This window comes from Bradyrhizobium sp. IC4059 (genome assembly GCF_020193615.1).
Lineage (GTDB): Bacteria > Pseudomonadota > Alphaproteobacteria > Rhizobiales > Xanthobacteraceae > Bradyrhizobium > Bradyrhizobium yuanmingense.
Map to the genome: position 1 here is coordinate 849563 of NZ_JADYVH010000001.1, position 16028 is coordinate 865590.

Consider the following 16028-nt stretch of genomic DNA (forward strand, 5'->3'; position numbering starts at 1 on the left):
GTTTCACTCCCTGTCTTCAGGCGAAGTAGCAGCTGACCGAGCCATAGGCGCCATAATCGGCCTGGATTGTGTCGCCCTTGCGGGTCTCGATCGGACGGATGAACGAGCCGGCGAGCACGACCTGGCCCGGCTCGAGCGCCAGCCCAAGCGGGGCGATCTTGTTGGCGAGCCAGGCGACGGCAGTCGCGGGATGGTTGAGCACGCCGGCGGCAAGGCCGGTCTCTTCCAGCTGGCCGTTCTTGAAGCACAGCGCTCCGATCCAGCGCAGGTCAGCATCCAGCGGGCGGATCGGCCGCCCCCCGAGCACGATGCCGGCATTCGCCGCATTGTCGGCGATGGTGTCGAAGATCTTTCGCGTCGCCTTGGTCTTGGGATCGACGCGCTCGATCCGTGTATCCAAAATCTCCAGCGCCGGCACCACGAAGTCGGTGGCGTTGAGCACGTCGAATAGCGTGCAGTCGGGCCCAGAAAGGCGCTTGCTCATGACGAAGGCGAGCTCGGCCTCGACGCGCGTCGCGATGAAGCGCTCGGTCGGCACCAATCCGCCATCGGCGAAGAACATGTCGTCGAGCAGCACGCCGGAATCCGGCTCGTCGATGCCAAGCGCGCTCTGCATCGCCTTCGAGGTCAGGCCGATCTTGTGGCCTTTGACCATGCGCCCCTCGGCGATCTTGACGTCGACCCAGGCCTTCTGAATCGCGTAGGCCTCCGCGATGCTGATGTCCGGGAAGTCCTGCGAGAGCTGCCGGATCTGCGTGCGGGTCTTCTCCGCCTGGTGCAGACGCCTCGCACAAGCTTGGATATCGTCGTTGGAAAGCGCCATTTGTGATCTTACAAATCGTGGTGCCGCGAGATACTTAACATGTTAAGTGAATGCGTCAAACACAAATTCGGCTTGCTGCACTGCAAACGTTTTGCGGCTTGAAAGGGCGTCATGACGAAGAAATCCGCCGATCCCGTCAACGGTCACCCGCCTGCTACGCGCCAGGTGCCGATGCGCGATTTCTCGCGTTCGCTGCCGATGTCGCTGCTGCGGGCCCGGGAAGCTGTGATGCGGCAGTTTCGTCCCTCGCTGCGCGAGCACGGCCTGACCGAGCAGCAATGGCGCATCCTGCGCGCACTGGCGGCGATCGAGGCGGTCGAGGTCACGGAACTCGCGCGCACCGCGTTCCTGCTCGGGCCGAGCCTGTCGCGCATCCTGCGCGACCTCGAGGCGCGCAGCCTGATCGAGCGCAAGACGGCGAAAGCGGACCAGCGCCGCAGCATGGTCTCGATCTCGAAGGAGGGGCTGAAGCTGATGGCCTCGGTCGCGCCGACGTCGGAGGCGATCTATGCCGAGATCACGCGGCGTTTCGGCGCCCGCAAGCTCGCCGAATTGCAGGAGATGCTCGGCGAACTCGAACGGAGCCTTGCGGGGCTCGGCAGCACCGATGATACCCTCGCGGAGGGATGAACCCTGATATGCGTGCGTGCGCGGCGAGAGCCATGGACATTGACGCTTTTTTTCGCTCAAAGTGCGGCCCAACCCGATCCGCGGCGAAGTGAGAGCAACAGGGAAGGAAAGGCAACGTGGCCAATAAAGTCAAAGAGATCTGGAAGTCGGGCAAGGCGGTCGTCAACGCGTGGCTTGCCATTCCCTCCGGCTTCTCGGCCGAGATGATCGCGCAATGCGGCTTCGACAGCGTCACGGTCGACATGCAGCATGGCGTGCAGGACTATCTCTCGATGGTGCAGTGCTTCCAGGCCATGGACAAGCATCCGGTCACCCCGATGGTCCGCGTGCCCTGGAATGAGCCCGGCATCATCGGCAAGGTGCTCGACGGCGGCGCCTATGGCGTGATCTGCCCGATGGTCAACACGCCGCAGGAAGCCCGGAACCTGGTCTCCTATTCGAAATATCCGCCCAAGGGCGTGCGCTCCAACGGCCCGATCCGCGCCGGCATGTACGGCACCGCCGGCTCCTATCAGAAGACGGCCAACGACGAGATCGTGCTGCTGCCGATGATGGAGACGCGGACCGCCGTCGAGAACATGGAAGCGATCCTCGACGTCGAAGGCATCGACGGCGTCTATATCGGCCCGTCCGATCTCGGCTTCTCCTATGGCCTCGAGCCCAAGCTCGACCGCAGCGAGCCCGAGATTCTCGCGATCTACGAGAAGATCATCAAGGAGTGCGGCAAGCGCGGCCTCAACCCGGGCATCCATTGCAGCGGCGCCGAAGGCGCGGCGCGCGCGATCAACATGGGCTTCAAGCTGGTGACGCTGTCCAATGAAGTCGGCCTGATGACGACCTACGCCAAGATGCAGGTGAACGCCACCCGCAAGGAATCGGGCGGCAAGGCCTGAGAAACTCGCGAATGGCGAATGGGGAGTAGCGAATAGGGCTACTCCCTTTTCCATTCGCCACTCGCCATTCGCTATTCGCCTCCAAAGGAGACCCGCCATGACCATCAGCCCCGTCATCCGCCTGCATCCCGATGATGGTGTGGTGATCGCGCGCGCGAGCCTGCCGCCGGGAACATTGGTGGCCGACGGCGTGACCACGGTCGACCGCATCCCCTCCGGCCACAAGGTCGCGATCAAGCCGATCGCCGAAGGCGAGCCGATCAGGCGCTACGGTCAGATCATCGGCTTTGCCACGCAAGCGATTGCGCCGGGCCAGCACGTGCACGTGCAGAATTGCGGAATGGGTGATTTCGCCAAGGACTATGCCTATTGCGCCGACGTCAAGCCCACGCCGAACTTCGACCTGCCGGCGACCTTCGAAGGCATCCGCCGTCCGGACGGCCGCGTCGCCACACGCAACTATATCGGCATCCTCACCTCGGTGAATTGCAGCGCGCATGTCGCCAGCCTCGTCGCCGACGTCTTCAAGAAGAATCCCTTCACCGGCGACAATCCGCTCGCCGATTTCCCCAACGTCGACGGCGTGGTCGCGCTGACCCACAAGACCGGCTGCGGCATGACGCAGAACGAGCCGCTTGCATTGCTCCGCCGCACCCTCGGCGGCTATGCCCGGCACGTCAATTTCTCCCACGTCATCGTGCTCGGTCTCGGCTGCGAGGTGAACCAGATCGGCGGCCTGATGGAAGAGCAGAAGCTTGCCGGCCGCCTGCGCGCGATGGATATCCAAGAGGTCGGCGGCACCCGCAAGACGGTCGAAGCCGGCATCGCCTTCGTGCGCGAGGCGCTGACTGACGCCAACAAGGTCCAGCGCGAGACGGTGCCGGCGAGCGAGCTCACCGTGGCGCTGCAATGTGGCGGCTCGGACGGCTATTCCGGCGTATCGGCCAATCCTGCGCTCGGCGCAGCCAGCGACCTCATCGTGCGTCACGGTGGCACCGTGATCCTGTCGGAGACGCCGGAGACCTACGGCGCCGAGCACCTGCTGACGCGCCGCGCGGTCAGCCGCGAGGTCGGCGAGAAGCTGGTCGACCTGATGCGCTGGTGGGACGAGTACACCGCACGTGAAGGCGCCGAGATGAACGCCAATCCGAGCCCCGGCAACAAGGCCGGCGGCCTCACCACCATCCTGGAGAAGTCGCTCGGCGCGATGGCCAAGGCCGGCACCACCAACCTCGTCGAGGTGCTGCGCTACGCCGAGCCCGTCACCAAGAAGGGGTTCGTGTTCATGGACACGCCCGGCTACGACCCCGTGGCCGCGACCGGGCAGGTCGCAGGAGGTGCCAACCTCGTCTGCTTCACCACGGGCCGCGGCAGTGTGTTCGGCTGCAAGCCGGCGCCGTCGATCAAGCTCGCCACCAACACGCCCATGTACAGGCGCATGGAAGAGGACATGGACGTCAATTGCGGCACCATCCTCGAAGGCGAGGAGAGCGTCGAACAATGCGGCCAGCGCATCTTCGATCTCATCCTCAAGACCGCCTCGGGCCAGCCGACCAAGAGCGAGAGCTTCGATTTCGGCGGCGCCGAGTTCGCGCCCTGGGTGCTCGGCGCGACGATGTAGTCGCGCGAGCATCGCCGCGCAACCCAATCAAGCGCCGCCGGTATCCGATGATCGCAACCGGAATCGGAGCGCGTGTGGCGATCCGAAATGCAACGGCCGTTCGCTAAGTAATGATACGGAGGTGGGCGCCTCCCGTGAGAAGTTCCCGGCTTACACCTGGTTAACACTGTTGCCGTAGACAGGAGGCGATGCGGCTTCACAGCGTGGTGGGGCCGGCGTGATTTGAGGATCGAGCCGATGCAAGCGATACGTCCCACTGGGGTGGAAAATCTCCTCGGTGAGGAGGAGCTGATCGTATCGAAGACCGATCTCAAAGGCCGCATCACCTACGCCAACGACGTCTTCATCCGCATGGCGAAGTACTCGTGGAAGGAGCTGATGGGCGCGCCCCACAGCCTGATCCGCCATCCCGACATGCCGCGCGCCGTCTTCAAGCTGCTCTGGGACACGCTGCAGTCCAAGCAGGAGATCTTCGCCTACGTCGTCAACCTGGCGAAGGACGGCAGTCACTATTGGGTGTTCGCCCACGTCACGCCGACATTCGACGAGCGCGGCAACATCGTCGGCTATCACTCCAACCGTCGCAAGCCGGATCCTGCGCAGATCGAGCGCATCAAGCCGATCTACAAGACGCTGTGCACTGAGGAGGCGCGGCATGCCAACGCCAAGGAGGGCATGCAGGCGAGCTTCGAGGCGATGGTCGGGCTGCTCAAGCAACAGGGTGTCGGTTACGATGAATTTGTGCTCTCTCTCTAAGGCGCAGGGAGCAACCGCGCTCGCGTGTGGTCTTGCCGTCCTTGCGTTCGTTCTCTCGCTTCTCGGCATGACCGGGATCGCGAGTGCCGCTTCTCTCGGCGCGACGATCGCGCTCTCCGGCTATGCCGTCTGGTGCCAGCACCGCACCGCGATTGCCGTCGACGAGGTCGCCGCTGTGTGCCGCAAGGCGGCGGGCGGCGATCTCGAGGCGCGCATCCTCAGTGAGCGGCAGGCCGGGCGCATCGGCGCCATCCAGAGATCGGTCAGCGACATGCTCGACATTACCGATGCGTTCCAGCGGGAAGCTTCGGCGTCGATGGAGTATGCCAGCCGCGGCAAGTATTTCCGCAAGATCCTGGCGCGCGGATTGCCCGGCTCGTTCCGCCGCTCGGCGACCGTCATCAATGCCGGCACCGACAGTCTCGGCCGCCGCGTCGTCGAGATCGCGGACCTCGCCAGGCGGTTCGGCACGCATCTCGATCAGGTTGCGGGCACGCTGATGGGCGCCGCGACCGATCTCGAATCCGATGCCGGCCAGATGGCGGCGGCGGCGGAGAAGACCAGCCTGCAAACCTCCGGCGTGCTCTCCGCGTCCGACCAGGCCTCGCGCAACGTCGCCACTGTCGCCAGCGCCGCCGAGCAGCTCGCATCGTCGATCGCCGAGATCAATCGCCAGGTGGCCGGCTCGACCGCGAGCACGGGACGGGCGGTGAACGAAGCCAATCGCGCCGGCAGCGAGATCCGGAGCCTTGCGGACGCCGCGATGCAGATCGGCGACGTCGTCAAGCTTATCAGCGAGATCGCCTCGCAGACCAACCTGCTCGCGCTCAACGCCACCATCGAGGCGGCGCGGGCAGGGGACGCCGGCCGCGGCTTCGCGGTGGTGGCCTCCGAGGTCAAGAGCCTCGCCAACCAGACCGCCAAGGCGACCGAAGAGATCAGCGCCAAGGTCGGCGAGATGCAGCAATCGACCACCAATTCGGTCGCGGCCGTCGAGGCGATCTCGCAGACCATCGCCGAGATCAACGGCATAACCGCCTCGATTGCCGCCTCGATCGAGCAGCAGGGCGCGGCGACGCGCGAGATCGCCCGCAACGTTCACGAAGCCTCCGCCGGCACCTCGCAGGTCTCCTCCAACGTGACGGGCATCAGCGAGGCCGCCGCCGACACCGGCCGCGTCGCTGCACGCGTCAACCACGCCTCCGAACGCGTCCACGGCGAAGTCGAGACGCTCCGCCGCGAAGTGACCCAATTCCTGCAAAGGCTGACCTCGGCGGCGTAGGGCTTTCAAACCCTCTCCCACAAGGGGAGAAGGGAAGAGCCTCGCCGGCGCGGCCCAATAACAACCACCATCACCCGCCCCGCACCTTACCTAGGCATCCCGTGCCCGTTGTTAGTGCTTGATCGCGTTCACCTCCGGTGTTCTGCTCAAAAAAGCTGCTGGAGCACCGCAACCCGTGTCGATCTACGTCGCGCTACACCACGTCACGCATTACAAATACGACCGCCCGATCGACCTTGGCCCGCAGACCATCCGGCTGCGACCGGCGCCACATACGCGCACGCCGATCCTGAGCTATTCGCTCAAGGTCACGCCGGCCAATCATTTCGTGAACTGGCAGCAGGATCCGCAGGGCAACTGGCTGGCGCGCTACGTCTTTCCGGAGAAGACCACCGAGCTGAAATTCGAGGTCGACTTCACGGCGCAGATGACGGTGGTCAACCCGTTCGACTTCTTCGTCGAGCCCTATGCCGACAGCTTTCCGTTCGACTATCCCAAGGATCTGAAGACGGAGCTCGCGCCTTATCTCGAGACCATCAAGCCCGATCGCCTGTTCGCCAAGTTCCTCGACACCATCCCGCACGAAGCTCCGAACACGGTCAATTTCCTGGTCGACCTCAATCGCGAGATCCAAAAGAAGGTCCGCTACATCATCCGCATGGAGCCGGGCGTGCAGACGCCGGAGGAGACGCTTGTCTCCGGCGCAGGCTCATGCCGCGACTCCGCCTGGCTCTTGATCCAGACCTTGCGCCATCTCGGGCTCGCCGCCCGCTTCGTCTCGGGCTATCTGGTCCAGATCCGTCCCGACATCGATCCGATCGAGGGGCCGCCGGAAGTCGAGAACGATTTTACCGATCTGCACGCCTGGGCCGAGGTCTATCTGCCCGGCGCGGGGTGGATCGGATTCGACGCGACCTCGGGCATGCTCGCAGGCGAGGGGCACATCCCGGTCGCAGCCACGCCGCACTACCGTTCGGCGGCGCCGATCTCCGGCGGGGCCGGCTTTGCCGAGGTCGAGTTCTCTTTCGACATGAGCGTGAGGCGCATCCGCGAGGCGCCGCGCATCACAAAGCCGTTCTCCGACGAATCCTGGGCGCGCCTCGACGATCTCGGCGAGCAGGTCGATGGCGATCTCGCCAGCGCCGACGTGCGCCTCACCATGGGCGGCGAGCCGACCTTCGTCTCGGTCGACGATCTCGAGGCGGGCGAGTGGAATACGGAGGCCGTCGGCCCGACCAAGCGCGCGCTCGGCGACGATCTGATCCGCCGCCTGCGCACGCGCTTCGCGCCGGGCGGGCTGCTGCATTACGGCCAGGGCAAATGGTATCCGGGCGAGAGCCTGCCGCGCTGGGCCTTCGGCCTGTACTGGCGCAAGGACGGCGTGCCGATCTGGAAGAACGCCAACCTCATTGCCAGAATCGAGAAGCCCAGGAGACCGGAGGTCAAGGATGCCGAGGCCTTCATGGAAGGCACGGCGGCGCGGCTCGGCGTCGACCTCGGCTACATCATGCCGGCCTATGAGGATCCCGCCTATTGGCTGCAGAAGGAAGCGGAGCTTCCGGTCAACGTCGATCCCACCGATTCCAAGCTGTCCGATCCCGAAGCGCGGGCACGGATGGCGCGGGTGTTCGATCAGGGTCTGAATACGCCGCGCGGCTTCGTGCTGCCGATCCAGCGCTGGAATGCGCCGCCGCGCTGGCGCAGCGAACGCTGGCCGCTGCGGCGCAATCATCTGTTCCTGACGCCGGGCGATTCACCGCTCGGCCTGCGCCTGCCGATCGGCTCGCTCGGTCACGTCCCGCCCAACCAATATCCCTACATCGTCGAGCAGGATCCGATGGAGCCGCGGGGCAGGCTGCCGGTGTTCACCCGCATGGCGCGTCCGCCATCGCCGCCGCGTACGGCCCCCGAGCATCTCAACACCGCTATACCCGTGCGCACGGCGATGGCCGTGGAGATCCGCGACGGCGTAATCTGCGCCTTCATGCCGCCGGTCGAGCGCATCGAGGATTATCTCGAGCTGATCTCGGCGCTCGAGGACACCGCGGAGGAGATGCAGCTTCCGGTTCATGTCGAGGGTTATCCGCCGCCGTTCGATCCGCGGATCGAGGTGATCAAGGTGACGCCCGACCCCGGTGTCATCGAGATCAACATCCAGCCGGCCAAGAGCTGGCGCGATGCGGTCGAGATCACCACCGGCCTCTACGAGGATGCGGCCAAGGTCCGCCTCGGCGCCAACCGTTTCCTGGTCGACGGCCGTCACACCGGCACCGGGGGCGGCAATCACGTCGTGGTCGGCGGCTCCTCACCGCAGGACTCGCCGTTCCTGCGCCGGCCCGATCTTCTGAAGAGCCTGGTGCTGTATTGGCAGCGCCATCCGGCGCTGTCCTATTTCTTCTCCGGTCTTTTCATCGGCCCGACCAGCCAGGCGCCGCGCATCGACGAGGCGCGCCACGACAGCATCTACGAGCTCGAGATCGCGCTCTCGCACGTGCCGCCGCCCAGCTACCAGACGCCGCTCTGGCTGGTGGACCGGCTGTTCCGGCATCTATTGGTCGACATCACCGGTAACACCCACCGCGCCGAGATCTGCATTGACAAGCTCTATTCGCCGGAAGGACCCACGGGCCGGCTCGGCCTCGTCGAATTCCGCGCGCTCGAAATGCCGCCGGATCCGCGCATGTCGCTGGCGCAGCAGCTCCTGATCCGCGCGCTGATCGCAAAGTTCTGGCGCGAGCCGCTGAGCGGCAAGTTCGTGCGCTGGGGCACCGCGCTGCACGACCGCTTCATGCTGCCGCATTTCATCTGGGAAGATTTTCTCGACGTGCTCTGCGAGCTCAAGCAATCGGGCTATCCGTTCGAGCCGGAATGGTATCTGGCCCAGCTCGAATTCCGCTTCCCCGCTTTCGGCCGCATCCACCATGGCGGCGTGACGCTGGAGCTGCGGCAGGCGCTGGAGCCCTGGCACGTGCTCGGTGAGGAGGGCTCGGCCGGCGGCACCGTGCGCTATGTCGATAGCTCGGTCGAGCGGCTCCAGGTCAAGGCCGAAGGCTTCGTCGAGGGCCGCCACGTCGTCACCTGCAACGGCCGCCGCCTGCCGATGACCCCGACCGGCCGCTCCGGCGAGGCTGTGGCTGCCGTCCGCTTCAAGGCCTGGCAGCCGGCCTCCGGCCTGCACCCGACCATCCCCGTGCACGCGCCGCTGACCTTTGACCTGATCGATACCTGGAACGGCCGCTCGCTCGGCGGCTGCGTCTACCACGTCGCCCATCCTGGCGGGCGCAACTACGACACCAAGCCGGTCAATACCTACGAGGCCGAGGCCCGGCGGCTGGCGCGCTTCCAGGACCACGGCCACACCCCGGGTCCGATGCAGCCGCCGCCTGAGGAACGCACAAATGAATTTCCGCTGACCCTCGACTTGCGGACCCCGCTCCTGCAATGAGTATGATGGTGGGGGAGGGAAAGGCCCATGGGCGAGGGCGCAGCCGAAGACAACGACCAGGCGGGCAGGGCAAATGCCCAGCAGCGGATTGCGCAGTGGGTCCGCGACTATAGCCGCCTGCCCGGTATCCCCGACGAGTTCCTGGGGCCCGACGGTGCGCCGCGCGCGGTCTGGAGCCGCTTCTTCGACGCCTTCGGCGCGCTGGCGCCCGACGAGATCGAGCGCCGCTTCGGCATGGCCGATCGCCATCTCCGCGAGGCCGGCGTCACCTACCGCGCGCCCGGCGATAGCGCCGACCGGCCCTGGTCGATCAGCCATCTGCCGCTTTTGATCGACGAGGCCGACTGGCAGCAGCTTTGCGCCGGCATCACCCAGCGCGCCGAGCTGCTCGAGCGCGTGCTGCGCGACATTTATGGCGAGGGGCGCCTCGTGGCCGAAGGCGCGCTCCCGGCCGCGGCGATCGCCGGCAGTCCCGAATATCTCCGTCCGGTCTGCGGCGTGCCGCCGCCCGGCGGACGTTATCTCTCGATCTATGCCGCCGATGTCGGCCGCGGGCCCGACGGCCGCTGGTGGGTGCTCGGCGACCGCACCCAGGCGCCATCAGGTGCGGGCTACGCGCTGGAGAACCGCCTAGTGCTGTCGCGCGCCTTCTCCGATCTCTACAAGTCGATGAACGTGCCGCGCGTCGCGCCGTTCTTCGAGGCGTTCCGCGACAGCTTGCGCGCGCGCGCCGATCGCGACGAGCCCAGGATCGGCGTGCTCACCCCCGGCAGCTTCAGCGAGACCTATTTCGAGCACGCGACGCTGGCGCGCTATCTCGGCTTCCTGCTGGTCGAGGGCGACGATCTCGCGGTCAGCGACGACCGCGTCCACATCCGCACCGTCGCCGGCCTGAAGCGGCTGGATGTGCTCTTGCGCCGGGTCGATTCCAACTCGCTCGACCCGCTCGAGCTCGATGCCTCCTCCCGGCTCGGTGTGCCCGGCCTGATCGACGTGCTGCGCAAGGACGGCGTCGTCGTCGCCAACATGCCGGGCTCGGGCGTTTTGGAGGCGCGGGCGCTGCTCGGCTTCCTGCCGGCCCTGAGCCGCCGCCTGCTCGGCGAAGACCTGAAGATGCCGCACATCGCGACCTGGTGGTGCGGCCAGCGCGTGGCGCGCGACGAGGTGCTGGCGCGGCTCGACGAGGTCGCGATCGAAGGCGCCTATCGGCGCGGCGTTCCCGGTTTCGACAGCAATGGTCCGGTGCTCGCGAGCGAGCTCGACGCCAGCGGACGGCAGCGCCTGATCGATGCGATCAGCGCGCGCGGCATGGACTATGTCGGCCAGGAGGTGGTGCGGCTCTCGACCATGCCGGTGTGGGAGCACGGGCAGCTCACGCCGCGCCCCTTCGTGCTGCGCGTGTTCGCCGCCGCCACGCCCGACGGCTGGGCCATCATGCCCGGCGGCTTCTGCCGCATCGCCGAGCAGCCGGACGCGCGCGCGGTGTCGATGGGCGACGGCGCGCGCGCCGCCGACGTCTGGGTCGTCTCCGACAAGCAGGTCGCGACCGCGACGCTCCTGCCGGCGACCGACAAGGTGCGCATCCGCCGCATCGCTGGCGTGCTGCCGAGCCGCGCCGCCGACAATCTGTTCTGGCTCGGCCGCTATCTCGAGCGCGCCGAGGCGACGCTGCGGCTGGTGCGCGCCTTGGGCTCGCCGAGCGGGCCGAACAAGGGCACGGCGGCCTCGGTGCAATCGGCCGAACGCATCCAGCGCCTGCTGGTGGCCTGGGGCGCGGTCTCGCAATCCTCACGCACGGCCGCGGGGCGCATCGTCGCCGAAGCGCTGCAGGGCGCGGAGCGTTTCGGCTCGGCCCTGTCGTTGGTGAGGGCGGCGCAGCGCACGGCGACCTCCTTGCGCGAGCGGCTGTCGCCCGATGCCTGGCAGGTGATCACCGAGATGGCCGAGCGCCTCGCCATCGAGGTGGAGGACGACGACAGCGTGCTGAGCGCCGCTGAGCTGACCTTGCAGGAGCTGGCGAGCTTCGCAGGGCTCGCGCAGGAGAACATGAACCGCGCCGCCGGCTGGCGCTTCCTCGACATCGGCCGTCGCATCGAGCGCGCCATCAACACCACGCGCTTCACCCGTCAGTTCGCCTATGACGAGGCCGGCGACGAGGATCTCGACATCCTGCTGACGCTGGTGGATTGCCAGATCACCTACCGCTCGCGTTATCTGCTGGCGCCCATTCTGGCCCCGGTGCGCGACCTCGCGGTGCTCGACGGCTACAATCCGCGTTCGGTGGCGTTTCAGGTGACGACGCTGAACGAGCACATTGCGGCGCTGCCGAGCCTGAAGGAGCATGGCCTGATCGAGAAACCGCAGCGTCTCGCCGTGGCGATGCAGGCGATGCTCGCGACCGCCGAGGCCGAGAAGCTCGAGGTCAAGACGCTGTTCGCCCTGGAGCAGGATCTGCTCAGCCTCGGCGAGGCGATCGGGCAGCACTACTTCCCGCACGGTCCCAATGCCAGCCGGCCGGAAAAGTTGACGGGGCTGGCGTGATCTACGACATCCGTCACGTCACCACCTACGAGTACGAGAATCCCGTCAGCTTCGCCCGCTGCACGCTGCGGCTGGAGCCCAGAATCGGCGTCGGCCAGGATCTGATCTCGCACGAGGTCGAGATCCAACCGCGCCCGGCCGAGCGCAATGTGCGGCGCGACTTCTTCGGCACGCTGACCGAGAGCGTGACGATCGAAGCCGCGCATCGCAATCTGCGCATCGACTCGCGCTCGCGGGTTTCGATCTCGCGCCGACCGCCGGCGCGCGATGCGGTCAGCCCGCCCTGGGAGAGCGTCCGCGACATCGCGTTCGAAGCCACCAGCCTCGGGCCGTCCTCGCCGGTCGGTTATGTCTTTGCCAGCCCCCTGGTGCCGGTGCTGCGCCCGGTCAGCGCCTATGCCGGGGTGAGCTTTCCGCCCGGCGTGGGCATCCTCACCGGCGCCGTCGACCTGATGCGACGCATCCGCGGCGAATTCCGCTACGATCCGAAGGCGACCGTGATCTCGACGCCGCTCGACGAAGTCTTCGACAAGCGTCACGGCGTCTGCCAGGACTTTGCCCATGTCATGATTGCCGGGCTGCGCGGGCTCGGCCTGCCGGCGGCCTATGTCAGCGGCTATCTGCGCACCATTCCGCCGCCGGGCCAGCCGCGGCTGCAAGGGGCCGACGCCACCCATGCCTGGGTGTCTCTCTGGTGCGGACCCGAGCTTGGCTGGATCGATCTCGATCCGACCAACGATCTCCTCATCGGCAACGATCACATCGTGCTCGCAATGGGACGCGATTTTTCCGACGTCTCGCCGGTCGACGGCATCATCGTCGGCTCGCCCAAGCAGAAGCTCGGTGTCGCCGTCGACGTGCTGCTGGTGGAGTAGGGTGGGTACGTCAGCCTCTTCGATGCAGCACAACCACATGCCCAGGAGTGGCGTATGCCACCCTCTTTACAGCGCTAAGCGGTCAGCACGTCTTCGATCCGGATCGGCAGGGTGCGGACGCGCTTGCCGGTCGCATGAAAGACGGCGTTTGCGATCGCGGGGGCGATACCGACCAGGGCGATTTCGCCGAGACCCTTGACCCCGAGTTCATTGACGTGCGGATCAGCCTCCTCGACGAAGTGCGCTTCGATCTGGGGAATGTCCAGGTTGACGGGCATCAGGTAGTCGGCCATGTGAGCGTTGACCGGCCGGCCGTCGCGCGCGTCGAGAACGGTGCGCTCCATCAGCGCCATACCGATGCCGCCGACCATGCCGCCGGTGCATTGGCTGTGGGCGAGACGCGGGTTGACGACGCGGCCGATGCCATAGGCGCCGACCGCGCGGCGAACGCGGATCGTGCCGACGTCGGGATCGACGGCGACCTCGACGAAGACGGCGCCGAACGAGTGCATCGAGAACCTGGCGGCAGCCTCGGGATCCCGTTGAGACGACGCCGTGGCTTCGATCGGCCGATCGTTCCGGCTCTTCGCGGCCTGTTCTCGCACGGCGATGCAGGCAGCGCGGATCGCGGAGCCCACCGAGGCCATGGTCCAAGAGCCGCCGTGGGATGGGGCAGGCGGATAATCGGAGCGACCAAGGCTGAAGCGCACCTTTTCGACAGGGAGCCCGAGAGTCTCGGCGGCGACCTGCGTCATCGACGTATAGGTGCCCGGACCCATGTCGCTGGCCGCGATCTCGACCTCGGCTGTCCCGTCCCGAAGCAGCCGCGCCCGCGCAGTGGCCGGCGCGTGAAAGGCCGGATAGCTTGCCGAGGCTACTCCCATCCCGATCAGCAGGCGGCCGTCGCGCATCGAGCGCGGTTCGGGCGTACGGCGCGACCAGCCGAACCGTTCGGCCCCGAGATCGTAGCATTTCATCAGCGATCGGCTGGAGAAGGGCTTGTTTTCTCCCTCGTCGATCTCCGGCTCGTTCCGGCGCCGCAGATCGATGGGATCCAGGCGGAGCTTATAAGCCAACTCGTCCATGGCGCATTCGAGCGCGAAAACGCCGCTGGCCTCGCCAGGGCCACGCATGTGGTTTGGCGTTCCGGTATCGAGCGGGACCAGACGGTAGCGCGTCCGCACGTTGGGCGAGGAGTAGAGGAACGTCGTGACCGAGGTCAGAGCTTCCATGAATTCTTCGTAGCGACTGGTCTCGCCCGTGCCTTCGTGCACCACGCTGATGAGCGTTCCGTCCGCCGTGGCGCCGAGAGCGATCCTCTGCACCGTGCGCGGCCGATGTCCGGTGGTGAAGAACATCTGCTTACGCGTCAGGACGAGCTTCACCGGGCGCCCCACGTGCCGGGCGGCCATGGCCGCGAGCGTCACATGGGGCCAGGTTCTGAGCGAGGTCCCGAAGGCCCCGCCGATGAACGGGCAGATGACCGTCACTTTTTCGGGCGACAGACCGAAGATCGCCGCGATCTCGGCCTGCTCGTTGACGACGAACTGGCTCTTGCTCCAAAGCGTCAGGCGGTCGCCGTTCCAGCTGGCGATCGTCGCATGCGGCTCCATCGGATTGTGGTTCTCGCGCGCGATGTCATAGGTCTCATCGACCTTCACCGGCGCGTCGGCCAGGGCCTTATCCGCACTTCCGCGCGCCTTGTCGGCGGGCAGCCGGGCGTCCGGCTGTTTGCCTGCCTCGGGCACGATGGGACGGGCTTCGGGACCTGCGGAATCGATGATTGGCCGCTCGGCCTTGTAGGTGAGGCGCAGCGCCGCGGCGGCGCGCTCCGCCTGCGCAATGGTTGCGGCAACGACGAGCGCCACCGGCTGTCCGTGGAAGCGCACATGGTCGTCCTGCAGCACATGCAGCCGCTCGCCCGTCGCCGGATCGATGTAGCTCTTGTGCGGGCGGTACGCCAGGCGTGGCGCGTTGAGATGCGAGAGGACGGCGAGAACGCCCGGCATCTTCTCGACCGCCGCGCTGTCCACGCCGGTCACTCGTCCAAGCCCTATTGTGGCGCTGACGATCACGGCATAGGCCTGGCCGGGCTGATTAAAATCGGCCGCGTACCGCGCGGAGCCCGTGACCTTGGCACGGCCATCCACGCGGGGCAGCGGCTGTCCGATGACGCTGATGGTCATGCAATTCCTCCCGTCATTTCGAAGGCGCGGACGATCGTCCGCGGCAGGAGTTCGAGTTTGTAATGATTGCCGGACAGCGGGCGGGCCCCTCCCAACGCCGATCGGGCGGCCGCCTCAAACACCTGCCGGCCCGGTACCTTGCCGATCAGCGCCGCTTCCACCGCGCGCATGCGCCAAGGTCGGGTGCCGACCCCGCCAACCGCGAGCCGCGCGCCGCGGATCACGCCGTCCACGACGTCGAGCGCCGCTGCCGCGGAGACCAGCGCAAATTCGTAGGACGCGCGGTCGCGCACCTTGAGATAGCGCGCCCGGCGGCTATCAGGCCCCCCGGGGACCCGCACTTCAACGATGAGCTCGCTCGGCAGCAGCGTGTGTTCGAGATGGGGAGTGTCGCCGGGCAAGCGAAACAGCTCCTCGACCGGGAAAGTGCGCTCGCCCTTCGGCCCCCTGACCCGCATAGTGGCATCGAGCGCGACCAGCGCGACCGCAACGTCCGAGGGGTGCGTCGCCACGCAGTGATCGCTGGTGCCGAGAATGGCGTGACCGGCATTCAGGCCGTCGCGTGCGGCGCAACCCGAGCCAGGGCTGCGCTTGTTGCAGGATGCGTCGAGCATCCGAAAGTAGGGGCAGCGCACGCGCTGGAGCAGGTTGCCGCCGATCGAGGCCATGTTGCGCAGTTGCGGCGAGGCGCCCTCGATCAGGCTCTCGGAGATCAGCGGGTAAAGACGCTGAACATCGGAATGGGCGGCGATGTCGGCCATCCGCGCGAGCGCGCCGATGACGAGGTCGGACCGGTCGACGCGAATACCGGCCAGCGGAAGCGCGTTGATGTCGACGAGCTGCTGTGGCTGCTCCACCTCGTCGCGCATGAGATCGACCAATGTCGTGCCGCCGGCGATGAGGCGGCCTCCGGAGGATGCGGCGGCGACGGCGGCCTCGATGGAGGTCACCTTCTCGATCGTGAACGGGAGCATGG

General features: G+C 66.7%; 11 protein-coding genes. 8 read left to right on the top strand and 3 right to left on the bottom strand.

Going from position 1 to position 16028, the window contains the following annotated elements:
• Nucleotides 1-16: 16 nt before the first annotated feature.
• Entirely contained in the window at nucleotides 17-823 is an 807-nt protein-coding gene (gene hpaH, locus I6F12_RS03965) for a 2-oxo-hept-4-ene-1,7-dioate hydratase (RefSeq protein ID WP_225139533.1), read from the bottom strand.
• A 111-nt stretch (nucleotides 824-934) separates the two neighbouring features.
• On the opposite strand from hpaH, the gene hpaR reads away from it, so the two are divergent.
• From hpaR to I6F12_RS04005, 8 genes are all read left to right on the top strand, one after another.
• On the top strand, nucleotides 935-1453 hold the full coding sequence (gene hpaR, locus I6F12_RS03970) for a homoprotocatechuate degradation operon regulator HpaR (protein WP_057027114.1): 519 nt from the start codon (nucleotides 935-937) through the stop codon (nucleotides 1451-1453).
• A 116-nt stretch (nucleotides 1454-1569) separates the two neighbouring features.
• The gene (locus tag I6F12_RS03975; RefSeq protein WP_100230151.1) at nucleotides 1570-2346 is read left to right on the top strand and encodes an aldolase/citrate lyase family protein; all 777 of its coding nucleotides are present in this window, start codon (nucleotides 1570-1572) and stop codon (nucleotides 2344-2346) included.
• Between the two features lie 97 nt (nucleotides 2347-2443).
• Entirely contained in the window at nucleotides 2444-3967 is a 1524-nt protein-coding gene (locus I6F12_RS03980) for an altronate dehydratase family protein (protein ID WP_225155547.1), read from the top strand.
• 237 nt (nucleotides 3968-4204) lie between these two features.
• Nucleotides 4205-4723 carry a PAS domain-containing protein gene (locus I6F12_RS03985; RefSeq protein ID WP_036006163.1) on the top strand — a complete coding sequence of 173 codons (519 nt, stop codon included), beginning with the start codon at nucleotides 4205-4207 and terminating at the stop codon, nucleotides 4721-4723.
• Nucleotides 4701-6005, top strand: a complete 1305-nt coding sequence (locus tag I6F12_RS03990) for a methyl-accepting chemotaxis protein (protein ID WP_225155548.1) — start codon at nucleotides 4701-4703, stop codon at nucleotides 6003-6005. The genes I6F12_RS03985 and I6F12_RS03990 overlap by 23 nt, the downstream gene beginning before the upstream one ends.
• A 175-nt stretch (nucleotides 6006-6180) precedes the next feature.
• Nucleotides 6181-9450, top strand: a complete 3270-nt coding sequence (locus I6F12_RS03995) for a transglutaminase family protein (RefSeq protein ID WP_225155549.1) — start codon at nucleotides 6181-6183, stop codon at nucleotides 9448-9450.
• Between the two features lie 27 nt (nucleotides 9451-9477).
• Nucleotides 9478-11991, top strand: coding sequence for a circularly permuted type 2 ATP-grasp protein (locus tag I6F12_RS04000; protein WP_109144443.1), 2514 nt, complete (start codon nucleotides 9478-9480; stop codon nucleotides 11989-11991).
• On the top strand, nucleotides 11988-12866 hold the full coding sequence (locus tag I6F12_RS04005) for a transglutaminase family protein (RefSeq protein ID WP_225155550.1): 879 nt from the start codon (nucleotides 11988-11990) through the stop codon (nucleotides 12864-12866). Before I6F12_RS04000 ends, I6F12_RS04005 begins: the two co-directional genes overlap by 4 nt.
• Before the next feature lie 74 nt (nucleotides 12867-12940).
• Here I6F12_RS04005 and I6F12_RS04010 read toward each other — a convergent pair whose 3' ends face one another.
• Together I6F12_RS04010 and I6F12_RS04015 are read right to left on the bottom strand one after the other, a co-directional pair.
• Nucleotides 12941-15052, bottom strand: coding sequence for a xanthine dehydrogenase family protein molybdopterin-binding subunit (locus I6F12_RS04010; RefSeq protein ID WP_036006150.1), 2112 nt, complete (start codon nucleotides 15050-15052; stop codon nucleotides 12941-12943).
• The gene (locus I6F12_RS04015) at nucleotides 15049-16026 is read right to left on the bottom strand and encodes a xanthine dehydrogenase family protein subunit M (RefSeq protein ID WP_225155551.1); all 978 of its coding nucleotides are present in this window, start codon (nucleotides 16024-16026) and stop codon (nucleotides 15049-15051) included. Before I6F12_RS04015 ends, I6F12_RS04010 begins: the two co-directional genes overlap by 4 nt.
• Between the last annotated feature and the right edge of the window lie 2 nt (nucleotides 16027-16028).